Source organism: Alteromonas sp. ABH4_456 (assembly GCF_056160645.1).
In genome coordinates this window covers 233766-254981 of the sequence record NZ_JBSWXO010000002.1, presented here as the reverse complement: position 1 = coordinate 254981, position 21216 = coordinate 233766, and the positions used below count along the sequence as shown (strand labels likewise).

The 21216-nt window shown below is 49.8% G+C and carries 24 protein-coding genes; 23 read left to right on the top strand and 1 reads right to left on the bottom strand.

Annotated features, from left to right (window positions below; genetic code table 11):
• Positions 1 to 55: 55 nt before the first annotated feature.
• From ACXAG2_RS04175 to ACXAG2_RS04070, 22 genes are all read left to right on the top strand, one after another.
• Complete coding sequence (locus ACXAG2_RS04175) at positions 56 to 955, top strand: hypothetical protein (RefSeq protein WP_474864781.1); 900 nt, start codon at positions 56 to 58, stop codon at positions 953 to 955.
• A gap of 138 nt (positions 956 to 1093) precedes the next feature.
• Positions 1094 to 1981 (top strand): hypothetical protein, encoded by an 888-nt coding sequence (locus ACXAG2_RS04170; RefSeq protein WP_474864780.1) that lies wholly within the window; start codon positions 1094 to 1096, stop codon positions 1979 to 1981.
• Between the two features lie 273 nt (positions 1982 to 2254).
• Positions 2255 to 2833, top strand: coding sequence for a hypothetical protein (locus tag ACXAG2_RS04165; protein ID WP_474864778.1), 579 nt, complete (start codon positions 2255 to 2257; stop codon positions 2831 to 2833).
• Positions 2834 to 2896: 63 nt separating this feature from the next.
• On the top strand, positions 2897 to 4114 hold the full coding sequence (locus ACXAG2_RS04160) for a hypothetical protein (RefSeq protein ID WP_474864777.1): 1218 nt from the start codon (positions 2897 to 2899) through the stop codon (positions 4112 to 4114).
• 75 nt (positions 4115 to 4189) lie between these two features.
• Positions 4190 to 4720, top strand: coding sequence for a hypothetical protein (locus tag ACXAG2_RS04155; protein ID WP_474864775.1), 531 nt, complete (start codon positions 4190 to 4192; stop codon positions 4718 to 4720).
• Between the two features lie 10 nt (positions 4721 to 4730).
• Positions 4731 to 5612 carry a hypothetical protein gene (locus ACXAG2_RS04150; protein WP_474864773.1) on the top strand — a complete coding sequence of 294 codons (882 nt, stop codon included), beginning with the start codon at positions 4731 to 4733 and terminating at the stop codon, positions 5610 to 5612.
• Positions 5613 to 5622: 10 nt separating this feature from the next.
• The gene (locus ACXAG2_RS04145; RefSeq protein ID WP_474841942.1) at positions 5623 to 6018 is read left to right on the top strand and encodes a hypothetical protein; all 396 of its coding nucleotides are present in this window, start codon (positions 5623 to 5625) and stop codon (positions 6016 to 6018) included.
• Positions 6018 to 6512: a hypothetical protein gene (locus tag ACXAG2_RS04140; RefSeq protein WP_474841940.1), complete on the top strand. Its 495-nt coding sequence runs from the start codon at positions 6018 to 6020 to the stop codon at positions 6510 to 6512. Before ACXAG2_RS04145 ends, ACXAG2_RS04140 begins: the two co-directional genes overlap by 1 nt.
• The gene (locus tag ACXAG2_RS04135) at positions 6512 to 6973 is read left to right on the top strand and encodes a hypothetical protein (RefSeq protein ID WP_474864772.1); all 462 of its coding nucleotides are present in this window, start codon (positions 6512 to 6514) and stop codon (positions 6971 to 6973) included. Before ACXAG2_RS04140 ends, ACXAG2_RS04135 begins: the two co-directional genes overlap by 1 nt.
• Positions 6973 to 7836 (top strand): hypothetical protein, encoded by an 864-nt coding sequence (locus ACXAG2_RS04130; protein WP_474864770.1) that lies wholly within the window; start codon positions 6973 to 6975, stop codon positions 7834 to 7836. Before ACXAG2_RS04135 ends, ACXAG2_RS04130 begins: the two co-directional genes overlap by 1 nt.
• A gap of 58 nt (positions 7837 to 7894) precedes the next feature.
• Positions 7895 to 8677 (top strand): serine/threonine protein kinase, encoded by a 783-nt coding sequence (locus ACXAG2_RS04125; RefSeq protein WP_474864992.1) that lies wholly within the window; start codon positions 7895 to 7897, stop codon positions 8675 to 8677.
• Between the two features lie 27 nt (positions 8678 to 8704).
• Positions 8705 to 10990 carry an SUMF1/EgtB/PvdO family nonheme iron enzyme gene (locus ACXAG2_RS04120; protein WP_474864768.1) on the top strand — a complete coding sequence of 762 codons (2286 nt, stop codon included), beginning with the start codon at positions 8705 to 8707 and terminating at the stop codon, positions 10988 to 10990.
• A gap of 148 nt (positions 10991 to 11138) precedes the next feature.
• Positions 11139 to 11606: a hypothetical protein gene (locus tag ACXAG2_RS04115; protein WP_474864766.1), complete on the top strand. Its 468-nt coding sequence runs from the start codon at positions 11139 to 11141 to the stop codon at positions 11604 to 11606.
• A complete protein-coding gene (locus ACXAG2_RS04110) occupies positions 11603 to 12388 on the top strand; it encodes a lytic transglycosylase domain-containing protein (RefSeq protein ID WP_474864764.1) in 786 nt (261 codons plus the stop codon). The genes ACXAG2_RS04115 and ACXAG2_RS04110 overlap by 4 nt, the downstream gene beginning before the upstream one ends.
• 52 nt (positions 12389 to 12440) lie before the next feature.
• On the top strand, positions 12441 to 14072 hold the full coding sequence (locus ACXAG2_RS04105; protein ID WP_474864762.1) for a hypothetical protein: 1632 nt from the start codon (positions 12441 to 12443) through the stop codon (positions 14070 to 14072).
• Positions 14062 to 14607, top strand: coding sequence for a hypothetical protein (locus ACXAG2_RS04100; protein WP_474864760.1), 546 nt, complete (start codon positions 14062 to 14064; stop codon positions 14605 to 14607). The genes ACXAG2_RS04105 and ACXAG2_RS04100 overlap by 11 nt, the downstream gene beginning before the upstream one ends.
• Positions 14608 to 14623: 16 nt before the next feature.
• Positions 14624 to 15871 carry a hypothetical protein gene (locus ACXAG2_RS04095; RefSeq protein WP_474864758.1) on the top strand — a complete coding sequence of 416 codons (1248 nt, stop codon included), beginning with the start codon at positions 14624 to 14626 and terminating at the stop codon, positions 15869 to 15871.
• A 172-nt stretch (positions 15872 to 16043) separates the two neighbouring features.
• The gene (gene tatA, locus ACXAG2_RS04090) at positions 16044 to 16286 is read left to right on the top strand and encodes a twin-arginine translocase TatA/TatE family subunit (RefSeq protein ID WP_474864756.1); all 243 of its coding nucleotides are present in this window, start codon (positions 16044 to 16046) and stop codon (positions 16284 to 16286) included.
• Entirely contained in the window at positions 16279 to 16623 is a 345-nt protein-coding gene (locus ACXAG2_RS04085; RefSeq protein WP_474864754.1) for a Sec-independent protein translocase subunit TatA/TatB, read from the top strand. The genes tatA and ACXAG2_RS04085 overlap by 8 nt, the downstream gene beginning before the upstream one ends.
• Positions 16624 to 16639: 16 nt before the next feature.
• Complete coding sequence (gene tatC / locus ACXAG2_RS04080; RefSeq protein WP_474864752.1) at positions 16640 to 17425, top strand: twin-arginine translocase subunit TatC; 786 nt, start codon at positions 16640 to 16642, stop codon at positions 17423 to 17425.
• 160 nt (positions 17426 to 17585) lie between these two features.
• Complete coding sequence (locus ACXAG2_RS04075) at positions 17586 to 19010, top strand: alkaline phosphatase PhoX (RefSeq protein WP_474864751.1); 1425 nt, start codon at positions 17586 to 17588, stop codon at positions 19008 to 19010.
• A gap of 77 nt (positions 19011 to 19087) precedes the next feature.
• Entirely contained in the window at positions 19088 to 19639 is a 552-nt protein-coding gene (locus ACXAG2_RS04070; RefSeq protein ID WP_474848488.1) for a hypothetical protein, read from the top strand.
• A 50-nt stretch (positions 19640 to 19689) separates the two neighbouring features.
• On the opposite strand, the gene ACXAG2_RS04065 is transcribed toward ACXAG2_RS04070, so the two are convergent.
• Positions 19690 to 20226: a pilus assembly FimT family protein gene (locus ACXAG2_RS04065; protein ID WP_474864749.1), complete on the bottom strand. Its 537-nt coding sequence runs from the start codon at positions 20224 to 20226 to the stop codon at positions 19690 to 19692.
• A gap of 232 nt (positions 20227 to 20458) precedes the next feature.
• On the opposite strand from ACXAG2_RS04065, the gene ACXAG2_RS04060 reads away from it, so the two are divergent.
• Complete coding sequence (locus ACXAG2_RS04060; RefSeq protein WP_474864748.1) at positions 20459 to 21103, top strand: HAD family hydrolase; 645 nt, start codon at positions 20459 to 20461, stop codon at positions 21101 to 21103.
• Positions 21104 to 21216: the final 113 nt, after the last annotated feature.

The window sequence follows — 21216 nt, the reverse complement described above, 5'->3', positions numbered from 1 at the left end:
CCAAACGTTTTTATAAGTAGTGGTAGTAAAGAACACAACATTTAAAGGAACTATTATGCGTCATTTATTCAAAACCCTGGTTTTAACGTTGTCACTCGGCCTGAGTGCCGTTCCCGCTGTTGAGGCAGCTGATAACCCAAATATTCTGGTATTTGGTGAAGACGCCGACAAAGATTCGGTTCCCCGGAGCAGCCGTGTTTTTACCCGCGTCATCACTGAATTGCAGGGGCAACTCAGTTACGTTGGTTTCGATGTTTATGATGAAACCGCCATCACGCTGGATAACTTTAAACAGGGTGTCTCCCGCCGTGCGAACGCTGAACTGTTTGATATTGCCCGCTCCATGACCCGCCCACCGATTGACGCAGTGGTGGTATTTACTATTTATGCGTCGCTGGAAAAAAAGAGCTACACCTCAAAAATTCATGCCCGTATTCAGGGGCGTATCCTGAACGTGCAGTCAGGAAAGATTTACGACCATTTTGAAGTAAACAGCGGTAAAACCTGGAACGCGCCGACTAACTGCAACCGTGAGTGTGTGCTGGAATCGGTTGGTGATAAAGCGAAAATTCTTGGTGAAGAGCTGGGTGCAGTACTGGCTGAAAAGCTCGACTGGCTGGTAGAAGGCCGTGGCAACGGCGGTACCAACGACATGGTTACTGACTACTATCTGGAATTTAATGGCTTCAGCGCAGAAGACTACATGGACATCGAAGAATATCTGGTTATCTTCAGCGGCTACGATTCACATCGCCCCTCTGAACAGCGTCATACCAGCACTAAGGTTCTGTATCGTTCAAGCATCGGCACAGCCAAACTGAGCCGCAACCTGAACAAAATGCTGGGCGAACTCGACATGCGTGCAACGCTAACGGTAGAGGGAAATACCTACACCCTTAACCGTATCACCCGTCGCGGTGAAAAGCGTAAGCCTGCTGAGAACGACGGCTGGTAAGTCGCGGGACACGGCGATGAGCATAAAAAATCCTCTGATATCCGCACTGCTATTTGGCAGTGCGGTTGCCGTTTCGCCGTAAAAATCGCCAAATCCTTGCATAGTCAGAGTAACGACATGATTAACCTGGGAAGGACAATGAAAAAATTATTGATTAGCCTGATGGTGGTTTTGCTTACCGCCTGTGCAAGTACCAAAGATAAGCCAGTTAATGTACTGGTGATGGTGCAGGACGACATCAGCGATGCCATACCTGCCACAAGCAGTCAGATGCAGCGATTCGTTCGCGCGGTGTCCGGTGATCTCGACAGTGCCGGTGTGAATGTGTATGACGCATCAACGGAATTCACCTACTCCGGCGAAACCAGCAAGGCCGCCATTCTGGATATGGCCCGGAGCTACAGCCGCGCGCCCATTGACTATGTGATCATACTTTCCGCGGTGGGAATGGTGGATGAAACCCGCTACAGCAACCGGGTATCTACCATTGTCTCCGGGCAGACCCTTGCTCCGGGCAGCGGCCGCTATGCCGGTTCGTTCACCGTCGATGGGCGTACTGTGAATACCGATCCCGACTGCACCAGTATTTGCCTTCACGAAAACATCGGTGATTCGCTGATGTCCACCACCGGTGAAGTGACAGAACAAATCCTGTCTAGCTTGCCGTCACGCAGCGCTGGCAAACAGGCCCGTAAGCGTAAAGCGCCTGATGCTGATGGCCCTGCACCGACTGAGTTTATGCTTACCTTTGATGGTTTCAGCAATCAGGAAATGACCGACATCGAGGAATATCTGACAATTTTCTCTGGTTACCAGAGTATGCGTTACGCGAATAAAAGCCGGGAGTTCGCTGAGGTTATGTACCGCGCAGCCATCAGCCGTAACAAGCTCAGTCAGAATCTGAACCGGGTGCTGAATGAGCTGGAAATTGAAGGAACGGTGAGAGTAAGTGGTAACTCGGCAACAATTTCCAAAAGCCAGCCCCGAAGCTCACGTCAGGATGATCTGAACAGCTGGGAAGAGTAACACTGACGGCCGGGTAAACGGCTGCAATTTCAAGGGATGTGCGTGCGCGCAGTGCAACATTGAGCCGCAGGCACGTTTTTCCCTTTTGCTTATTCTTTTCCCGGCGCCAGCGTCGGGCTACTGAAACATCAAAGTCCTAACAAACTATCCAATTCATCACAAAAATAATCCCAAATCCTCTCATAATCCCTTTCACATAAGGCAATAACGCCTCAATACGCAAACCAGGAATGCTGTCGGTTTCACCCATCTGATAAAAAAGGGGAAGGGAAAATGGCTACTACACAATGCACAATCTGCCACGGCATGGGCAATATCGATACCGGCAATCACGAAAACTGTTACAGCTGCGGCGGCAGCGGACACGGCAGTCACACCAATGTGGCCTGCACAAGTTGCAGCGGTAGCGGTAAGTCGTACAGCACGATTAAGGAAACCTGCTGGAACTGCCATGGCAGCGGCACCATTTATAAACCCGATCTACCTACACCACAGCCGCCTAAAACTAAAAAGAAAACAGCGCCAACCACTGCCACTGGAAAATCCAGCGCAAAAGCGAAAAACTCATCGTCGGTGTTGGAAACCATCCAGGGCATTTCAATGGTGCTGGCAGTTATTGCCATGTTCGTTGCTTTCCCGGAAGCTGAAACCATTCTTCATGTTGGGCTTGTCGGCGCTGGTATCTTCGGCTTGAGTTTTGTGGGGCTATATATCATTTATTACGCTATTAAGCTGGCTGTGGGTATTCTGGAGGTGGCTTTCGGTTTCTTATTTTATGGTGCCATTGTCGTCGTTGGCGCTAACCTGCTGGGTTTTGAGTGGGCTGAGAAAATAGTGAATGCGGTGCTTTAGCGTTTGAAATTAGCAGATTGATGAGTGGACGACTTCAGTATGTTCAGTAAAGGAACAACACCTGTGAAAGCGTTTTTCTGGCTGGTGCTAGCCGCGGCGATTGGTCTCTATTGGTTCAGCAATCACTATGCTGCTAACACCTCGGTTGGCGACAGCTTAAATAATACAGCGGTCAAGCAGTCTGGCCCGAAGCAGTCAGACAAGACAGAGACCGGACACAATGAATTATTTGAAGCGAAGGGCCGCCCACAGTTCCGTGACTTTGAGGAGTGGTTTCATCATTTAATTGAACGTAGGAAAAAACAAGATGAGCTGAAGGATATGGTGGAAACCAGCAATGAATTTCAGCCAATTCTCAAGTCGCTTTCAACTATCCGGAAACAGAAGAATGAAGAAATAAAGGGAACCCCTTGCACAGGGAAATTTGTGACGAGCTGGGCTGTTGAGTTAACACATAATCGGAATATTCTGGTATTTGGTGAAGATGTTGACAGAGATACGGTACCCCAGAGCAGTCGTGTTTTTACTCGTGTTATCACTGAGCTGCAAGGGCCGTTGAGTTCAGATGGCTTCAATGTTTATGACGAAACAGCCATCACACTGGATAGCTTTAAACCGGGTGTTTCCCGGCGTTCTAACGCTGAACTGATTGATATAGCCCGCTCAATGACCCGCCCGTCTATTGACGCAGTAGTCGTATTTACTATTTATGCGTCGCTGGAGAATCAAAGTGACACCTCAGAAATACATACCCACATTACGGGGCGTATTCTGAACGTGCAGTCAGGCCAAATTTACGACTATTTTGAAGTAAACAGCGGTAACGCGTGGAACGTGCCCACCAATTGTGATCGTGAGTGTGTGCTGGAATCAGTTGGCGATAAAGCGAAAATTCTCGGCGAAGAGCTGGGTGCTGTTCTTGCTGAAAAGCTCGACTGGCTGTTAGAAGGCCAGGACAACGGCGGTACTAACGATATGGTAAAGGACTACTATCTGGAACTTAATGGCTTCAGCGTAGAAGACTATATGGATATAGAACAATATCTGGTTATCTTCAGTGGCTATTGGACTCATCGCCCCATTGAGCAACGCCATACCAGTACAATCGTTTTGTATCGTTCAAGAATTGGCACAGCCAAACTGAGCCGAAACCTGGACAAAATGCTCGATGAACTGGATATGCGTGCAATGCTGACAGTTGAGGGTAATACCTACACGTTAACTCGAATCAACCGTCGTAATGAAACTTTGTTTCAGCAAGAAAAAACGGTTACCTGGTAGGGTTAGTCTCATTTAGCCAAAAAATTCCCCTAATCCTTTCATAGTCGTCAGTATCCCAACGAAAAGGATATGACTATGACCAGAATCGCCCTTTCAATTTTACATAACCGTCGCAGCAAGCTAGCCGTAGGCGCTGCGCTGGCCTTGCTGTTAACCGCCTGCAAAGGCACTCCGGAAATCAATGCTGAAAAAGCGGTTGATGGTGTCTGCCTGCAACAGGCTCAGGCCATGAGTGCCCATGCAGAAACCAGCCAGTCACCGGCTCAGTTACTGTCGTCGGCCAATGCGATGCAACATTGTATTGCCAGCCCCTTACCGCTTCACATGGAAGAGGATGAGCGGGAGCAGGTCATGCAGGTGATGGCAACTACCGTACTCACTTATCTGAAAGCGGGCGAGTCGGATGCGGCTAACGCGCAGCTTCGCCGTTTTGAAACACAATTTCCGGGGGAAGATCTCTATCTGCCTGATTACACCTCGTTCCGTGATACAGCCGTCGCGCTACTAGGTGGCAATCATCTGAGCACACAGGAACTGGCGTCGCTGAATATCAGTCGCGAACTGCGCCAGGAAATCGAACGCCAGCAATACTGGTTAAGCCATTAAGGAGCAAGCCATGAAAACAGCCACGCAAAGTAAAACCCGTCGCGCTATCAGCAAAGCCCTGCTTATCGCTCCGGCCTTCATGCTGATGTCGTCGATAGCCGCTGCCACTGACTGGCAGCCAGAAGCCAGTGACCGCCTTATCAAGCTGCCAGCCAATATTATTGAAAAGCGCGTTGAGCAGGATTTTAATTCCTCGCCCATGGCACGCCGTCTGGCCGACCTTGACAGCCAGATGAGTGATAAAACCTCACGCATTGCCATGCTGCAGGATGACTTAAACAGTGTCTCCGGTGAAGCCAAAGTGAACATTGAATACGAACTGGTGCAGCAGAAATCCGACTATCTGGATCTTTTGCAGGAAAGTCACCACCTGCGAGAAGAGGCATCGGTACAGAAGCAGCACGTTTATCAGGATATTTTGCAGCAGTTTCGTAATCAGTATGGAAAAGTGCAGAACCCCGAACGTTTACAGCTACAACAAAAGCAGCAAACGGCGTTAGCGCGAATGGAGCAGGTGATGGAACAGGTAGATCAGAACCTGATGCATGCCGGCTTCAGCGAGACTTCGCCCTATGCTGATGAATACGCGCAAAACGTGTCGCAAATTACCCAGCTGAAAGATGCCATTGCCCGTCATAAAGCTAACGCATCGCCTATGTTAAACGGGGCCGAAGTCAGCTCGGAAGAATACCTTCGTCAATTGCTGCTGGATATCTCAATGCATCAGTCGTTGCTGGATCAGGAAGGTTTAATGCTCAGCTACATGGCGCGCTTAGTGGCGCTGGATGCACAGGAACTGGAATACCAGATTGCGTATGGCGATGACGGCGAGAGAACCACCCCGCGCCGTGTGAATAAAGCCAGTGAAGCCGTTGATTTATTTACCCTTTAAGGAGGTCACCATGTTTACTCAGAAGATTTTAAAAAGTGTTTTACTCACCAGTGTTTTGCTAACCGGTGGTGCCAGTGCTGACAGCCTGTTCAGTCTGGAAAATCTCGAGCGAGAAAGAGCATCGCTGATCAGCACTATGAGCGACCCCGCATTGTCCATGGACGAGCGCCAGCGCAAGGCAAAAATGATATATCGTCGCATGGTCGATATTGAGCGCATGGTGCTGCGTGACGAGCGTATCGCCAGCAGCGACAAGCTGATTGTGAAAAAAGCCTTTGCTAATTACGACCTCACTTTCTTAGCCCACGCAAGTGCAGAGAGCGAGAGAGACCCGTACAGCCACTGGCTGTATGCCCTTAACATCACACCGGAAACCATCAGCCGGAGTAACGCGGGAGTACGCTAATGGATACCCTACAGCAACCGGTGAAATGGAGTCGTTGGGTGCTTACCGGCATCGGCAGCGTAGTTATTCTGCTAGCACTGGCAAGCTACCTCACCAACAAAGCATTACCCGATCTTCTAGTGTGGGCGCAGCAGGTGTTCGGCTGGGGATTTGCTGGCCTTTATTCACTGCTGCTTATAGCAGGTATCTATGCGTGTAAGTCGATGATGCCAGATGGCAAGGCCGCCTACTTCTGGGAAATGGCGCAACAGGCGGGCAACGGCATTGCCACTCTGGCGCTAACTTTCACGTTGCTGGGGATCAGCCTGGGAATTGGTTCGCTGTCAGAACAGCCTTTAACCCCCGATACCATTCAAAACATTATCGGCGAGTTAACGGCACAATTTTCAACTGCATTTATGACCACAGTGGTGGGTTTGCCAACGGCCACGCTACTTCGTGCGTGGAGTAGTATTCGTTTACAGGCGCTTACTGTGAATAAAGGAGAAACGTAATGAAAACCTTATTCTTTTTAGTCTTAGTAACGGGGGCGGGCGTGTATCTGGCTTCGCAGAACGAAACAGGTATCGCCTGGGTAGATGATTTTTTCAGTCAACATGATATTCAGCAAAGCGCTGACGAGCTGGTTAATGAAGTTGAAAACCGTATTCAACAGCTCAGCGATGCACGCAACGCTGAACAGCAAAACACCATAAAAGAGCTGCGTCAGCGAATTACAGAACTTGAACAGGAAATGGCAGAGCTTAATGCCCGCGAGCAAAACGCTTCTGATGATATTCCTTCCTTTGTTGCCCCCCGTGACGTGCAGGGGGTGGAAATTCAGCCTCCTGTTGAAGTGGCTGAGCAGCGGGAAGTGGTATCCATGAATAACACCCAGGTTAAGCAGGCAAATCTGAGGGATATCAGTGAGCGAATGCAGGCACTGTCTTTTGGCAGTGCACTGGGGAACAACTAATGAACCGGGTGCTGAAGGCAGGTGCGTATTTGTTGGCAGGAATACTGCTGGTCTGGCTTTTGCTGGTATTGTGGGCGAAATATCATCAGAACACCGTGCTTAAGCAAGCCACCCGGCAAATCATCCTGTCGGCACCTGCTGAAAGCTTGCCCGATAATGCGTCGGCAACACGTCTGGCTTCGGTTACTTTGCCTTTACCGCCTCCTGCTCCGTTAAAACAGGTCACAGCCGGGCCCCCCGTTTTAAAACCGCAGCCGGAGCCCGGGACAAAGCCGCAACAACAAGATGAACATCAACCAGAGCTGCTTACAAAGCTAAATGATATTGCACCGGTGCAGCCTCAGGAAATAGTAAAAGTCGAAAAACGGCCAGCACAATACAGCCAGCAAATTTACGCGCAACTTAGCGAAGACGTATCACTGAGTATTCAGCTTGCCTGGCCGGCAGGGCATGCTGAACGCGAGGCATTATTCACATATTTGTATCAGTGTGTTGGAGCAGAATTTGCGCTCTTACAGGGGCAGGCACTCACTATTGTTTCACCTAAGCGTTACAAGGCGCGCAGCCGGTGGCTAAGGGTAGCCCAAGGCGAAATGAGTCGTCAGGAAAAGCACTGGCTCAGGGCGGCCAATGCCGCGGGTACGCCGGTTCGCCTGGTACCGGAGAGTCTTGATTACAACCTGGCTAACCACATTGCCTCAGCATTAAGTCAATCCGGCAATACACCGCAGTCACTGCAAGCCCTGCGCGGACGTTACCAATTGTTCGGAAAGCAATTGTACCTGACTGACATCCAGCTAAACGGTGAATCAGTTCAACCTAAATGGCTTTTGCATACTGGGGGAAGTAAAACGGCGTGTTGAAGGAAAAATAACCTTATTATTTATTGAAAATTAACAATCATTCGGTAGAGTTGAATTAATAAACAAATATAAAATCATAAAAGAACTCGGCGCTGGCGGCTTTGGTGCTGTTTATCTGGCTGAAGATCCGCGACTTGGCGAACAGGTCGCGATTAAAGTATTCCACATACGCGATGAAAATGTTGCTCAGCAAGCCACAACGGCCACGGGTGATGCCGGTGAAGTGTTAAAAGGGCGTTTTCTTAACGAAGCCCGCACGCTTAGAAAGCTACAGCGCAACCCCCACATTGTTGAAGTGTTTGACTTCGATGAGCTTGAAGACGGCACTCCTTACTATGTAATGCCTTATCTGCCTCGCTCTCTGAAGAACGAGCTGGGCAGCGATGCCACCGACGCACAGGTGATTGCCGAACTCGACCCGGAAGAGAAGCCCAGGCGATTATCCCTTACCCAATGCTGGCTATACCTCGAACAACTGCTGATTGCACTAAAAAATGTGCACAAAGCCGGGCTTATCCACCGTGATATTAAACCCGCCAACTTATTGTTCGACGAACACGGTGCGGTAAAGCTGTGTGACTTCGGTATCGCCAAAGTCCCGGACAGTGAGCACAGCTACAGTGGCATCGGCATGGGCAGCCGAAATTATATGGCGCCGGAACAACGTCAGAGCGCCAAGCATGTCGACGCCAGAAGCGACATTTACAGTGCCGGCGTCCTCGCTTACCGAATGATAACCGGTACCCTGCCGGAAGGCCGGTACGCCGACCCAATCCAGTACCAGCCCGGCCTGACCGAAGAACAGAATGACTTCATTTTAAAAGCCTTAAGTCAGCAGTAAGATGACCGCTTTGCCGATGGCGCCGCTATGCTCAGTGCCCTGAGAACACTAGAAGGGAAAAACAGCGGCGGGGCAGACGAAAACACTGGCACTTGGGGGGGCGGCACCGATGACATAAAGCCTGAACTCAAGCCCCTGGAACAAAAAATCATTCAGCTTTTACAAAGCAATGGTGAAGTTAAAGACACTGATTTACCCATCCTGCAGGCACTGGCTGACCTTGGCGGCTTGAACAGTGATGAGCTGCAAGTACTCATTGAGCAGGTAAAAGAAAAACAAGCAAACCAAAGTCCGCAGCAAAAAGCTTTTCAGCAATGGGTGGCGAATATCAACAGCGCCGTCGCCCGGGGTGATGAGCTATCTCCTCAGCAAATACAAGTGCTGGTGGAAGCCGGTGAAGCAAGCACGGGTAAAACAACGCCAGAACTCCAGTCCATTCTTGCTGTTAAGGAGGTTCCGGTTCAGCAGGACGCCGGTTCATCACAAGCGAAAGATGACGACGTAACTCTGGTTGCTAAACCTGAGCAGTCAGGCTCAGGCAGTGCGGGAAAGTGGATAGGCATTGCAGTATTACTTATCGTATTGGCAGGCGGCGGCTATTTCGGGTTTACCAACTATCAGCAGGAGCAGTATGTAGAACAAATAAAGAAAGCGCAGGAGTATCTAAAAATACTGGATTACGAAGTAGTTAAAACCGGCAAGCTTGATAGCCGCACCCGAAAAGCCATCAAAGCGTTTGAGGAATGGCTGGACTTGCCGGTAACCGGGGAAGTGGACGCCTTACTGCTACGGAATCTGGAGTATGCACTTGAATTCAGGGGTTTGGCTCCTGCGAATGCTGAAACTAATGAACAGAATGAAAAAGAGCGACAAGCTGAGGTCATTAGTCAAAAACAACGTGCAGAGCAAATAAAAAAGGCACAGGGCTATCTTAAACAGTTGGATTATGTGGTTGCAGAAAACGGACAGCTCGATGCCCGTACCCAAAAAGCCATTGAAGCGTTTGAGGAAAGCCAGGACCTGATGGTGACCGGTGCAGTGGATACTATCCTGCTGTCAAAACTGGAAGCTGTACTCGATGCTAAACATGAAGCCGCTGCTATCGCGAAAGCAAAAAAGCAGGACAGTGATGCCTGGAATGCCGCAAAATCATCCGGCACTATCAATGCCTACCAGCAATATATCGCCAACCAGCCGCAAGGGCAGTATCTCACTCAGGCAAATAAGGCCATTGATGGCATCAAGCTGGAAAACAGCAAGGTACCGCTCAATATCGTGGTAAGCCCGGCTGATGCCACTATTCAGATTACCAACATCAAAGAAAAATACCGCGATGGCATCAAACTCATCCCTGGCGAATACACGGTAAAAATTAGCCAGAAGGGTTATGAAAATCGAACGGATACAGTTCTGCTAAGCAGTAAGAATGACACCTTTCGCTATGAACTGAAGCGTGCGTTACCAGAACCGATTATCGCATTGATTAATAGCATGAAGCCTATTCCGGCAGGTAGCTTCATGATGGGGTGTAGCACCGGCGATACGGAATGTTATGACGATGAAAAACCCCGCCATAACGTGAACGTTAACAGTTTTTCTTTGATGGCAACTAAGGTGACAAAGGGGCAATTTGCCAGTTTTGTATATGCCACTGGCTATCGAACTGATGCCGAAAAGAATGCTGGGGAAAACCAAGGGTGCTCTACATGGAACGACGGACAGTTTCAATGGTCGGCAGGCGTAAACTGGCAAAATGCACAATACAAGGGTTTGACGCAAAGTGATAACCATCCCGTTGTATGCGTAAGTCACAATGACGCAGAGGCTTTCATCACATGGGTGAATGAGCAGTCTGGAGAACGATACAGGCTTCCCAGTGAGGCCGAGTGGGAGTATGCGGCCAGAGCAGGAAGTAATGCTAAGTTTTCATTTTGCAACGATGCCAGTGCGCTTTGCCGTTACGGCAATGTGGCTGATGACAAAACTCACCCCGATGGTATGACGTGGAATAAAAAAACAGAATGTAATGATGGCTATGTATTTACGGCACCCGTTGCGCAATATCAGGCAAATGCATACGGGCTATACGACATGCAGGGCAATGTATGGGAATGGACTGCTGATTACTGGAATGAGGATTACAGCGGCGCACCCTCCAATGGTAGAGCCTGGCAGCGCGGAGACAGCAGTCGGCGCGTGGCTCGGGGCGGTTCGTGGCTCGATTCTCCGCGATATCTGCGTGCATCGTACCGTGAAGATGATGGTGTGACTAACCGCGACACTTTATATGGCTTCCGTTTAGCCCGGGACTAGCGCCACAGGCGCTTCCCTTTTTGAGCGCAGCGCAATGTGGTGCCGCAGGCACTTTTTTCCCCTTTTACTCTTTCTTTTCCCAGCGCTTGCGCCGCCATACCGCAAAAAAATCCCCCAAATCTTCTCATAGCCCTCTTCGGAGGTGACTATGCAAAGCACAATCAATCAGGATACAACCACCCAGGCGATGACCGAGGTCGCGCTGGGTTTATCGATGGCATTTTTCGCCATTCTTATCGTCGCGCTGTTGTCTATGAGCATGCCGGGGAGTGAGTCAGCAGCTGATGTAACCGCGGATACAAGTGCTCAGCTAACCGCACCACAAATCGATGAACACATAAAGCTCACCACATCTGCCGAGACATCAGAGTCGGTATCGCCCGCTGCGCAGGAGGAAGCCCAGTTTTTGTTTCTGCATCAAGGGCAAATTTACACCCAGTCTTTAGCGGTATATTCAGCAGATGCGCTGGAAAATGATCAGCCAGTGTTTCTTGCGGTACCGGCTAGTTTACCCATGCAGTATGTGATGGCGGCTAAAGCGCAAATAAATCATCCAAATCTTTCCATAACCTTGCTTAACGATGCATGGCAATCACGACTGGAGCAATTACCATGAAAACCTGTTTAACCCTTTTCGTTAAGTGCTGGCTTATCGTTGCACTTTCACTGATGAGCCTTGGCGTAAATGCTTACAGCCCTTACACGCAATCTGATATTGAGCAGATGGTGATTGACGAGGCGGTGCGTCAGGGCGTTTCGCCGTCGCTGGCACTGGCCATTGCCCGGGTGGAGTCGAATTTCGACCCGTACGCATTAAGCCATGTGGGCGCAAAAGGGGTGATGCAGATTATGCCCGCCACGGCGGAAGGGGAATTTTCGGTGACGGCGTCCCGCTTGTACGATCCCAGAGTAAACATTTCATTAGGGGTGCAGTTTATTAAGCAGCTGATAAACACCTACGGCGGCCGGGTGGATATTGCCCTTTCGCACTACAATGGCGGCTCGCGGGTTAAAGACGAATACAATAACTACCGCATTATTCCGGCCACCAGGGGCTATGTGAACAAGGTGCTGGCATACCAGCGGGAGTACCTGGCATTGGGCTATGACGAAGGTGTGTCGCAGACAGATCGTCAGCAGGCCATGGTAGCAAGTCTGGACGATTTCAGCCGTTCCCGCGTGGTATCAGACATCCCGGATATAACAGACATCAACGTCGATACCTATTACACTGATGATCCACGGGTGAATAAACTGCAGCAGTTACGTGTTCATAACTTGACCAGAAACGCCGGGCGTGCGAAAAATAACCAGTATTTACCTGCTACGGGCACCATACCGGTGCGCAAAATGAATAAGCAGGAAAAAGTGGCGCAGTGGGAATCTGTCTACCGATAGGATTCCGCGGCCAGAGATTCATCGCAGCAACAGGGAAAGGACAGCGAAAATCATGATAAGCACAGTGGGATATGGCATCAGTGAGTCATTGCTCAGTATCTTTGACGGCCTTCGTCAGGCTACCCGGTTCGGGGAGGACGAGGCCGAAGCGCAGAAAAAGTATCACGACACCGATATCGATAAAGTGGCGCAGTATATCTGCTGCCGTAATTACGGATTTGTTTGCCGGGAACTGTGTTTTCTGAGCTGGGCGGTGAATCACGCTTATCCCGACGAGTTGTATCAGGAACCGCTTTACCGTTATTTCTGGCTGGATGGCGTGAGTTCGGCCAGTGGATTCAGGCAGGCCTTTGCAGTTGACTGGCAGGCCGATACGCATTCGGTCACCATGAAAGACAATTTTCTGCATATTCGTCTGGGGAATACGCAGTTTGATATTTCGCCTACCCGGGCGGGCATTCTGGCGGTGATGATGGAATTTGTCGCCACTGTCGATCCTACCATGGTGCAACAACTGAAAGGCCTTCAACATGGGACGATAAGTGCCATTGATGACTTGTCTAAAGTCATACAGAAAACCCTGTATGATTATCTGAAGGATCATTTGCCGGAAGCGCAGGAACACAATCGTTATCGCTATGTGGCTGACTGGCTGTCCAGCGCGGCACTGTCTCCCGAAGCGGTGAACGACGCCACTATTCTGACGTTTTGGCAACAGGCTAATGACGATCCGTCGCCCTCCAAACCCAGTCATATCCGGTTCGACACGGCGGTGGATGATATGCTCGACACCCTCTTTGCACTGAAAGTTGTACAGCAGCAGAAAGCCGGACGGGTAGGGGAGCGCCTGGGTGGTGATAAAGAGCTGGGTGAAATCGATCTTGAGCGCATCCCGGGCGTGCAGAACGGTAGTGATGACGGGCCGGGCATGGCCTGTTCTTCGCTGTTTAACGGGCTGCAGGGCGACATCTGCCTTGCCGCGCTTACCAAATTTCCAAAATGTATTAATCAGAGTCAGCAGGTGCTGGCCGGGCCGCTGGTGAGGCATCGCAGTCAGTTGAACCGGTTTACCCAAACCTTTATGCGCCTGCAGGTGTTCAGCCCCTGGCAGGCGGTACTGTCACAGGCGAAACGAAAATCGGTGCAGATGGTCGCTGAAAAATTACAAAGTGTTCCGGAAAATGGTTATGTGCTGTATGCAGAAACGCTGGCAGATACCCTTGCCGATATTCAGTCTGCCAGAGCCTGTCTGCTGCACGCGCTGCTACCGCTGACGCCCCAGTTCGTGCTCGCAGAACTGATAGAAGCATTGCCAAACCCGGAGGCGGCAGTAACGGCGTGGCTGCTCAGTGATGTGGCAGGTTCAACAGCTAAGGAGCTGCAGACACTCATCACTGAGGCTGCGCTGCGCTGGCCGGCACTGCGTATTGTGCTCGACAGTAACGCCCGCAAATTTAAACAGAATAACAAGGCAGGATTTAAAACCCTGCCGGAAGAGGATGAGCAGGACGCCTATCTGCTCGCACACAGTCACATCGTGTCTCTGGAATTGCTTCTTAGTAATCACCTCGCCACCATTAATGCCCTGTCGGAAAAAAATGACGCCGCACAGAATTTTGCCTCTGATATTTCCATATTCAAAGGCAGATTTGAAAACATGTATGGAGAAGTTCATGTCGCATAACAATCATGAGCAGGCACAGGCGATATTTGCTGCCAGACGGCAGTACAATGCACTGACCCGCCCGGAGTCTGATTTTACCGGCGGCAGCGCGGTGCTTTATAACGATTTGGTTAAACTGGCCCAAAGTGGCGAACACCCGCGCAGGCTTGAAATTATGGCACAGATCAACCAGTCGCTGCCGTTACGCCGACAATTTATGCAACTGGTGAAAACCTTTGCTTATGAGGTTAGTGGCGCACAGGCGGCAGCCAGTGGAACGGATGAGCTGGAGCCCCGGAAGTCAGATAAATTTACTCTGTCGTTCACCCGTGATCCGGTACAGACATCGCAGATTTACGTGATCCTTACGGTGAATTTCCCCACCGCTGCACACTGCGAGAAAGGGGTGAATCTGCACGTGGAAAGTCGTAGCTGTATTTATCTGCTGCATTTTCCGCCGCTGACTAACAATAAAACGCAGAGTTTACTGGAAGAAACCTCGCCTGCCTTGCAGGCGCTGCTCGATGCCAGTGCTGACATCGTGATCATGAATTAATCAGTAAGGGATTGTTGTGACTATTCACGTTTTCATCGCCACAACCCGGGGCCTGGTTGCCGTTAACAACCTCTATCAGTTACCTGAAGCCGTGGCGAATTCCATGGTGACCGCAGGCGGGTTTTCAGAGCCCTGTCCCATTACCAACGGTTACGACAGCTTTGTAAAATTAGGCTCCGGTATTATCGAGGCGCATTTCAGCAAGGGGCCATACCGCATCGATCTGAGTGCGAAAATTTCACAGGGAAACAGCTGGCAACTGGGCTTTTATATTGCTCACGCCTGCAAATTCCTGGAAATTCTCGGTGACGGTAATCCGCAGCCCGGGGACGAAATTATCGTGGCCACCGGCAGCATAAGAACGGCTGACGGAACCGTGGCGCCGGTTAATCATGTGCCGGAGAAAATTGCCCTGGCCGACAAACAGCTATCACCATGGAAAAAACAGTGCGACATCCTGTTTCTACTGCCTGTGGAACACGAAGGTGATATTACTGATATCGATGGTGTGACATTTCGTACCATTAACAATGTCGACTACCTGGCCTTATATCTTCCTGACCCGGCAGGTATTAAGCCACCATTAGATGACGTTGTGATCAATGCTCTTCCCCGACCCATTGTAAAATCAGAAATGCCCCGGAAACGCTCCGTAAAGTTATGGCACGTACTGGCGCTGATACTGGTTGCTGTGATTTCAGTGCCGATGTTTTTACAGGAAAAAACGGTGACCGATACCCGAATTGGTGCCCAGCTGCCTGTCAAAAGCGGACCGGTGAAAAGCGCGTCTTCTGACGCCGGGCCCACTGAGATTGAGCCTGTCGCGCAGGGCACACCCATGGCGTTGTCACTCTACGTGAAGCGCCATTGCAACACCGCGGCAGAATCACTGGAAATCCCCGACCTGAAAGACAATCGCTTCGCATCCACCGCTGCCGGAAACGATTTATGCGATATCAAGGCGCAGTTTTCCCGAGATATTGCAGTAGTCATTTTTATCGGAGTAGGTGAAGAGCGGTTCACGGTTAAAACGTTCAGGCAGTTCATGTTTGATGTGCCTTTGCCTGCCATGAACGGCAAACCGAAACAGTATTTTATGATCACGCTTGATGATGCCCCAACAGAACAGCAACAACGGTCCCTGAAGCGTTTTTTGTTTGAGTTCAGGGAGCCGAAGCAGTTAACGCTGGAACAACTGCAGTCCCATGTCGCCGAACTGGGCAATGCTGCAAATGTTTATACCCACACTTTGACACCGTTTTAAATCACAGAACTCTGCACGCTCAGTATTTCCATGACATGACGGTTGGTCCTTCAGCTCTGGCCGTGAGATTTAAGTCAACCAGATATTCTCATCAAGTATTCACTTAACCGTCACGGTCCGGTCACACTTTACTTTCAACATAAAAGGAGAATAAGTAAAGTGGAGACAAAACATGGGATTAAATCTGTGGCAGATTTTACTGGTACTGCTAATCATAGTATTACTGTTCGGTCGTGGCCGTATTCCTGCCCTGATGGGCGATATTGCCTCCGGTATGCGCAGTTTCAAACAGGGTTTGCAGGAGGAAGAACAAAAGCTGGATACAGCAGCATCTGCTGGGCAGACAGAGTCAGAATCCGTACAGTCCAATCGTGTATCAGAGCAACCGGTGAAAGCCGGCCAACCCCATGCTTGATCTTAGCTGGACTGAGCTCTTTTTCGTGGGTGTGCTGGCACTCATTATCATCGGCCCGAAAGATTTACCTGAGCTGTTTCAAATTTTCGGACGCTTTACCGCAAAGCTGAAGCGCATGTACGCTGGCATGCAGGGCAGCATGAACCAGCTTACGAAAGAAGTGAATATTGTGAACGGCAAAGCGCAACCGGGTGACGAAAGCTGGAAAGCGTTTTTGCCTGAAGATATAAGAAATCTGCCGGCAGATTTTACGCCGGGCTCAATGTCTGCAGAGCAATATGCTGAGCGCCGGAACAAAATTGACGAGGCGCGCAAGCAGGCTGATGAAGCGCGTTAGGCGAAGGAGCAGCGCAATGAATGACGAACAGATCAATAAGTCCACTGCGCCTTTACTTACTCACCTTATTGAGCTTCGTACCCGCCTGCTTTACTGCCTGGCGTTTTTTATGGTGATGTTCGGCGCCGGCTACTATTTCTCTGCTGACATATACCATTTCCTGCAACAGCCATTGCTTCAGCAATTCGGTGAAGGCAGTGAACGGCGAATGATTTATACCGGCTTGCAGGAGGCATTCTTTACTTACCTGAAGCTGGCATTTTTTACTGCTCTGTTTTTCTCGGTGCCGCTAATCCTGATCCAGGTCTGGCGCTTTCTTGCTCCTGGTATGTATCAGCACGAAAGAAAAGGTTTTTTACCGCTGTTTATTATGACCCCGGTTTTGTTTATTACCGGCGCTGCGCTTGCGTTTTATGTAGTGATGCCGATGGCATGGCAGTTTTTTATGAGTTTCGAAACCGCAGGTGGCAATGAGGCCATCAGAGTCGAATTGGAAGCAAAAGTCAGTGAATATCTGTCGCTGGTAATTAAGCTCATTCTGGCATTCGGACTGAGTTTTGAGCTACCTGTATTTCTGCTTATCCTAGCTAAAACCGGCATGGTAACGGCTGAAACACTAAGACACTACCGGCGCCACGCTATTGTGCTGATATTCCTTGTCGCTGCTTTTATTACACCACCTGATTTAATTTCCCAGATAGCATTGGGTACGCCCATAGTGTTGCTTTATGAAGTATCTGTTTACCTTGTTGCTAGGACAGAGCGGCGGGCACAGGCGGCGCAGGAAGCTGCTGAAATATAAATTAAAAAAAATCTGTCACGAACATGTAGCCTGCCCGTCAAGAAAATGGCGTCTGAGTGTCATTTTTGCTCAGTAGATTGGTTCCCCGCAAGACCGGATGTTGTCCCCTTTCAGAGGTCGGGGTTTCTACTTCTAAAACCAATCGAACAGGTGCAAAAAAATGTCTAAAGAAACAACCGTGATGATTCTGTCCGAAGCGACGGTTAACCGTCGTGATTTTGTAAAAGGCGGTTCTGTTGTTGCTGCCAGTACAGCACTGGCATCGCTGTCTGCCAAGGCTGCGACTCTGCCATTTTCTTCTTCTTACGGCCCACTGAGCATGAAAGCCTGTAAAGCAACAGGTCTGGAGTTGCTGGCTTTACCGGACGGCTTTGAATATACCTCTTACGGCTGGACAGGTCAGATCCAGTCTGACCGTAACCCGACACCAACCGATCATGACGGTATGGCAGTGGTTGCTGCAAAGCAAAATATTGTATGCCTGGTGCGTAACCATGAGTTAAGTGAGGGCGAAGGCCATAAATGCGACCCAGTGGGCGGCCGTGGTATCTATAATCCGGCGCAATATGGCGGCACTACCAACCTGATGTTTGATGTAGTAAATGGTAAGTTCCTGTCTTCCTACAACAGCCTTGGCGGCACAATCCGTAACTGTGCTGGTGGCTCCACACCATGGGGTTCGTGGTTATCCTGTGAAGAGACCTTCCAGGTTGCTCAGGGAATTTATCACGGCTACATTTTCGAAGTTCCGGGTTTTGGTGTATCAGACGGTCAGCCAATCCGTGAGATGGGTCGCTTTACCCACGAAGCTGTGGCAGTGGACCCTGCAACAAGCTTTGTCTACATGACAGAAGACACGGGTACTTCGGCATTTTATAAATTTGAACCTGCAGGCCAGTGGGGTGATCTGAAATCAGGCGGTACGCTTTACGCAATGGTGCTGGATAACACACCACGTGTTGACCTGCGTGGCGGACTGGTTGAAGGCTCAACCTACAACGTAAGCTGGCAGGAAATCCCTGATCCGGACGCGTTCAGTGAATCCTGTTTCAGTCAGGCCAGCGACGCTGCCATCATTCTTCGCGGTGAGGGTTGCTGGTATGACGACGGTAAAATCTACTTCGTTTCTACTTCAGGTGGCGCAGCCGGTCTGGGACAAATTTTCTGTTTCGACCCCCGTCGTCAGCAACTCACGGTTGTATTTGAATCTACCAGCACGTCAGAAGTCGATGGTCCTGACAATATTGCTGTCAGTCCCCGTGGAAGCATCCTGATGTGTGAAGACGGTGGCTCTGATCCCAAGCGTCTGGTGGGCTTAACGCAAAGCGGCGAAACCTTCACGTTCTGTGAAAACCGCATGGAGCTGGATCAGGGTGATCTAGCTGTTATCGACAACATTTACCCCGGCGTTTCAGCCAACTTTACTGACAGCGTGGGCACCAGCACAGATGGTTCTGCCCGCCGCAGCTTTACCAGTCGTGAGTGGTGTGGTGCATGTTTCTATGGCCGCTGGTTATTCGTGAATATCCAGTCTCCGGGGGTCACGTTCGCGATTACCGGCCCGTGGGAAAACGGCGCGCTGTAAACCGGAATAAGCATAAAAATTTAATAAAACAATACGGGGGCACGTTGCTGCCCCTTTTCAGACTTTAAGGAATAAACATGAAAGCACTGGTATTTTTAGCATCAATGTTACTCGCTGTTCAGGCGAATGCAGCCATTATGAACCTGAGCATTCCGGGTACTGCAAGCGGCTCTCTGAGTGACGAAAGCGGTTGGTTAAACGGTGATACTTCAGCAATTGATTTTTACACGTTCGAATTATCTGCTGACACTGAACTGAGCTTCTCACTGGATACACTTCTTACATCAATGGGCATGAGCCTGTATTCAGGCGAACTGGCGACAGATCCCGGTTTCTTGTTTGACAATGCAGGTGACTTCTCTGATTTCTGGGGTAGCAGCTTAACGTATATCACTGGTACCGACGCTTTCGTACCTGCGGCAGGGACTAATGACCTCGATGCGGGATTACTTACAAGTGGCTGGTACACGCTGGCTGTAGGTGGGAATGAAGGTTTCAGCTTTGGTTCATTCAGTTACACGCTGAATGCAGACGCAGTAACCACCACTGTTTCAGAGCCGTCCACTTTTGTTGTTGCACTGATGATGCTGGCAGGATTGTGCTGGACACGCCGTCAAGGTCGCAACTAAACGCGGCTTTCAATAAATTCAAAGGGGCGCCCGGCGCCTCTTTTTTAATTCTAACACCCTGATACATCAACAATAATTTCAGGTGGCTGGTAAGTGTTAACAAAAGTTTCGTAGGAAACATAGCAGGCCGTGGCAACCACTTCGTTATGCCCCACACCCTGGTTAATTTTACTGCGAACGGTGATGTAAATTTCACGGGTGAGATTGCCGCTGGCAGACTGGCCGTTGAAATTATCGGCCCAGGTAAAATCATCGGCACCAAAACTCATCAGTTCCATGATTTCCGGAATGCCGTCACTGTCACCGAACGAAAGCGCCAGCGGATAGCCTTTGTCGAAATAGACACCATCAAAATCGAAACCATTATTAAATCCGCCGTTCCGTTTGGCGATGATGGCTTTCGTGTGGGCAATGTTCGCGTTGGATTTCAGTGAGCCGGCAAGGGTATTAATAACAGCAGCATTGGCTTCAGATGACAGGTTCACAAAGCGCGGCAATGCCGTGACCGATAATACGCCAAGCATAATGATGACGATGATCAGTTCAATAAGCGTGAATCCGGATTGTCTGGATACCTGATAACGCATTGGCCTGCCCGATTTCTTACCCTGTCAGTCGATAATTTAAATACACCGTAATACTACTTGTTTATGGTAGAGCAGAATCCGGCGTAGAGGGTTATCTGTAAATATACCTATGCACGTTGCCTTTAAGCCGCTGAGACTAAGTTTTGCAGCTAAGTGCTTTATTCTGATAACGGCCTGCGTGCCGGAAACATAAGCCCGGCTTACCGCAGATACACAGATTTGATGAGGTTTTATGACGACATCCCGCCCATTTATCATTTTTGACTTCGACAACTGTCTCGCTCCCGGTAATGCGGTGGGGGAAAACTTGCTCGCTCCTTTGTTTGACGAGCTGGAAAGACTGGAAAAACATCATTTATCAGGTGAACAATTTTCCGCGATGAAATTCGATTTCTGGCGCAAGCCACTGGATAAGATTGCTGCTGCCTATTCTTTTTCTGAGGAGGCTGAGCAGCGCAGTTTCGACTATTTCAGGCAGTTGGAATCAACGGGGTCAATGTCAGGGTATGAAGATACATTGTTTGTTAATGAGATGGGTGGCACGAAAGTTCTGGTGACATCGGGCTTTGAAAAATTTCAGCGTTCTAAAATCAAAGGGCTGGACGTGGAAGCGGCTTTCAGCGATATATATTTTGACGACCCGGGTGAGCCTCCACGTAAAGGAAAAGGGCATTATTTTGCGCTCGCCTGCGATAAGTACGGGGTCGACCCTCAAGATGTCTGGGTGATCGGAGACAGTGCAGAGTCTGAAATCGCAGCAGGAAATGCTTTGGGGATGAAGACCGTACAGATTTTGCGTGCCGGTGTTGAGAGGCATGCTTCGGCAGACTATCACGTTACCGGTTTGCATGAGTTTGCAAAACTCGCCGGGGTGTAATTTCAAAGTAGTTGAACAGCTATTTTCAATTCGTTTACGAACACCAATGTGGCAAAAAGGGCAGGTGCCCGTTTCGATTTCTGATCGCCGGGTTTAACTGCACTGAAATAAGC

Coding starts and splice junctions, on each gene's coding strand:
- ACXAG2_RS04175 (WP_474864781.1), top strand. CDS start 56: ATGCGTCATTTATTCAAAACCCTGGTTTTAACGTTGTCACTCGGCCTG.
- ACXAG2_RS04170 (WP_474864780.1), top strand. CDS start 1,094: ATGAAAAAATTATTGATTAGCCTGATGGTGGTTTTGCTTACCGCCTGT.
- ACXAG2_RS04165 (WP_474864778.1), top strand. CDS start 2,255: ATGGCTACTACACAATGCACAATCTGCCACGGCATGGGCAATATCGAT.
- ACXAG2_RS04155 (WP_474864775.1), top strand. CDS start 4,190: ATGACCAGAATCGCCCTTTCAATTTTACATAACCGTCGCAGCAAGCTA.
- ACXAG2_RS04150 (WP_474864773.1), top strand. CDS start 4,731: ATGAAAACAGCCACGCAAAGTAAAACCCGTCGCGCTATCAGCAAAGCC.
- ACXAG2_RS04145 (WP_474841942.1), top strand. CDS start 5,623: ATGTTTACTCAGAAGATTTTAAAAAGTGTTTTACTCACCAGTGTTTTG.
- ACXAG2_RS04140 (WP_474841940.1), top strand. CDS start 6,018: ATGGATACCCTACAGCAACCGGTGAAATGGAGTCGTTGGGTGCTTACC.
- ACXAG2_RS04135 (WP_474864772.1), top strand. CDS start 6,512: ATGAAAACCTTATTCTTTTTAGTCTTAGTAACGGGGGCGGGCGTGTAT.
- ACXAG2_RS04130 (WP_474864770.1), top strand. CDS start 6,973: ATGAACCGGGTGCTGAAGGCAGGTGCGTATTTGTTGGCAGGAATACTG.
- ACXAG2_RS04120 (WP_474864768.1), top strand. CDS start 8,705: ATGCTCAGTGCCCTGAGAACACTAGAAGGGAAAAACAGCGGCGGGGCA.
- ACXAG2_RS04115 (WP_474864766.1), top strand. CDS start 11,139: ATGCAAAGCACAATCAATCAGGATACAACCACCCAGGCGATGACCGAG.
- ACXAG2_RS04110 (WP_474864764.1), top strand. CDS start 11,603: ATGAAAACCTGTTTAACCCTTTTCGTTAAGTGCTGGCTTATCGTTGCA.
- ACXAG2_RS04105 (WP_474864762.1), top strand. CDS start 12,441: ATGATAAGCACAGTGGGATATGGCATCAGTGAGTCATTGCTCAGTATC.
- ACXAG2_RS04100 (WP_474864760.1), top strand. CDS start 14,062: ATGTCGCATAACAATCATGAGCAGGCACAGGCGATATTTGCTGCCAGA.
- tatA (WP_474864756.1), top strand. CDS start 16,044: ATGGGATTAAATCTGTGGCAGATTTTACTGGTACTGCTAATCATAGTA.
- ACXAG2_RS04085 (WP_474864754.1), top strand. CDS start 16,279: ATGCTTGATCTTAGCTGGACTGAGCTCTTTTTCGTGGGTGTGCTGGCA.
- tatC (WP_474864752.1), top strand. CDS start 16,640: ATGAATGACGAACAGATCAATAAGTCCACTGCGCCTTTACTTACTCAC.
- ACXAG2_RS04075 (WP_474864751.1), top strand. CDS start 17,586: ATGTCTAAAGAAACAACCGTGATGATTCTGTCCGAAGCGACGGTTAAC.
- ACXAG2_RS04070 (WP_474848488.1), top strand. CDS start 19,088: ATGAAAGCACTGGTATTTTTAGCATCAATGTTACTCGCTGTTCAGGCG.
- ACXAG2_RS04065 (WP_474864749.1), bottom strand. CDS start 20,226: ATGCGTTATCAGGTATCCAGACAATCCGGATTCACGCTTATTGAACTG.
- ACXAG2_RS04060 (WP_474864748.1), top strand. CDS start 20,459: ATGACGACATCCCGCCCATTTATCATTTTTGACTTCGACAACTGTCTC.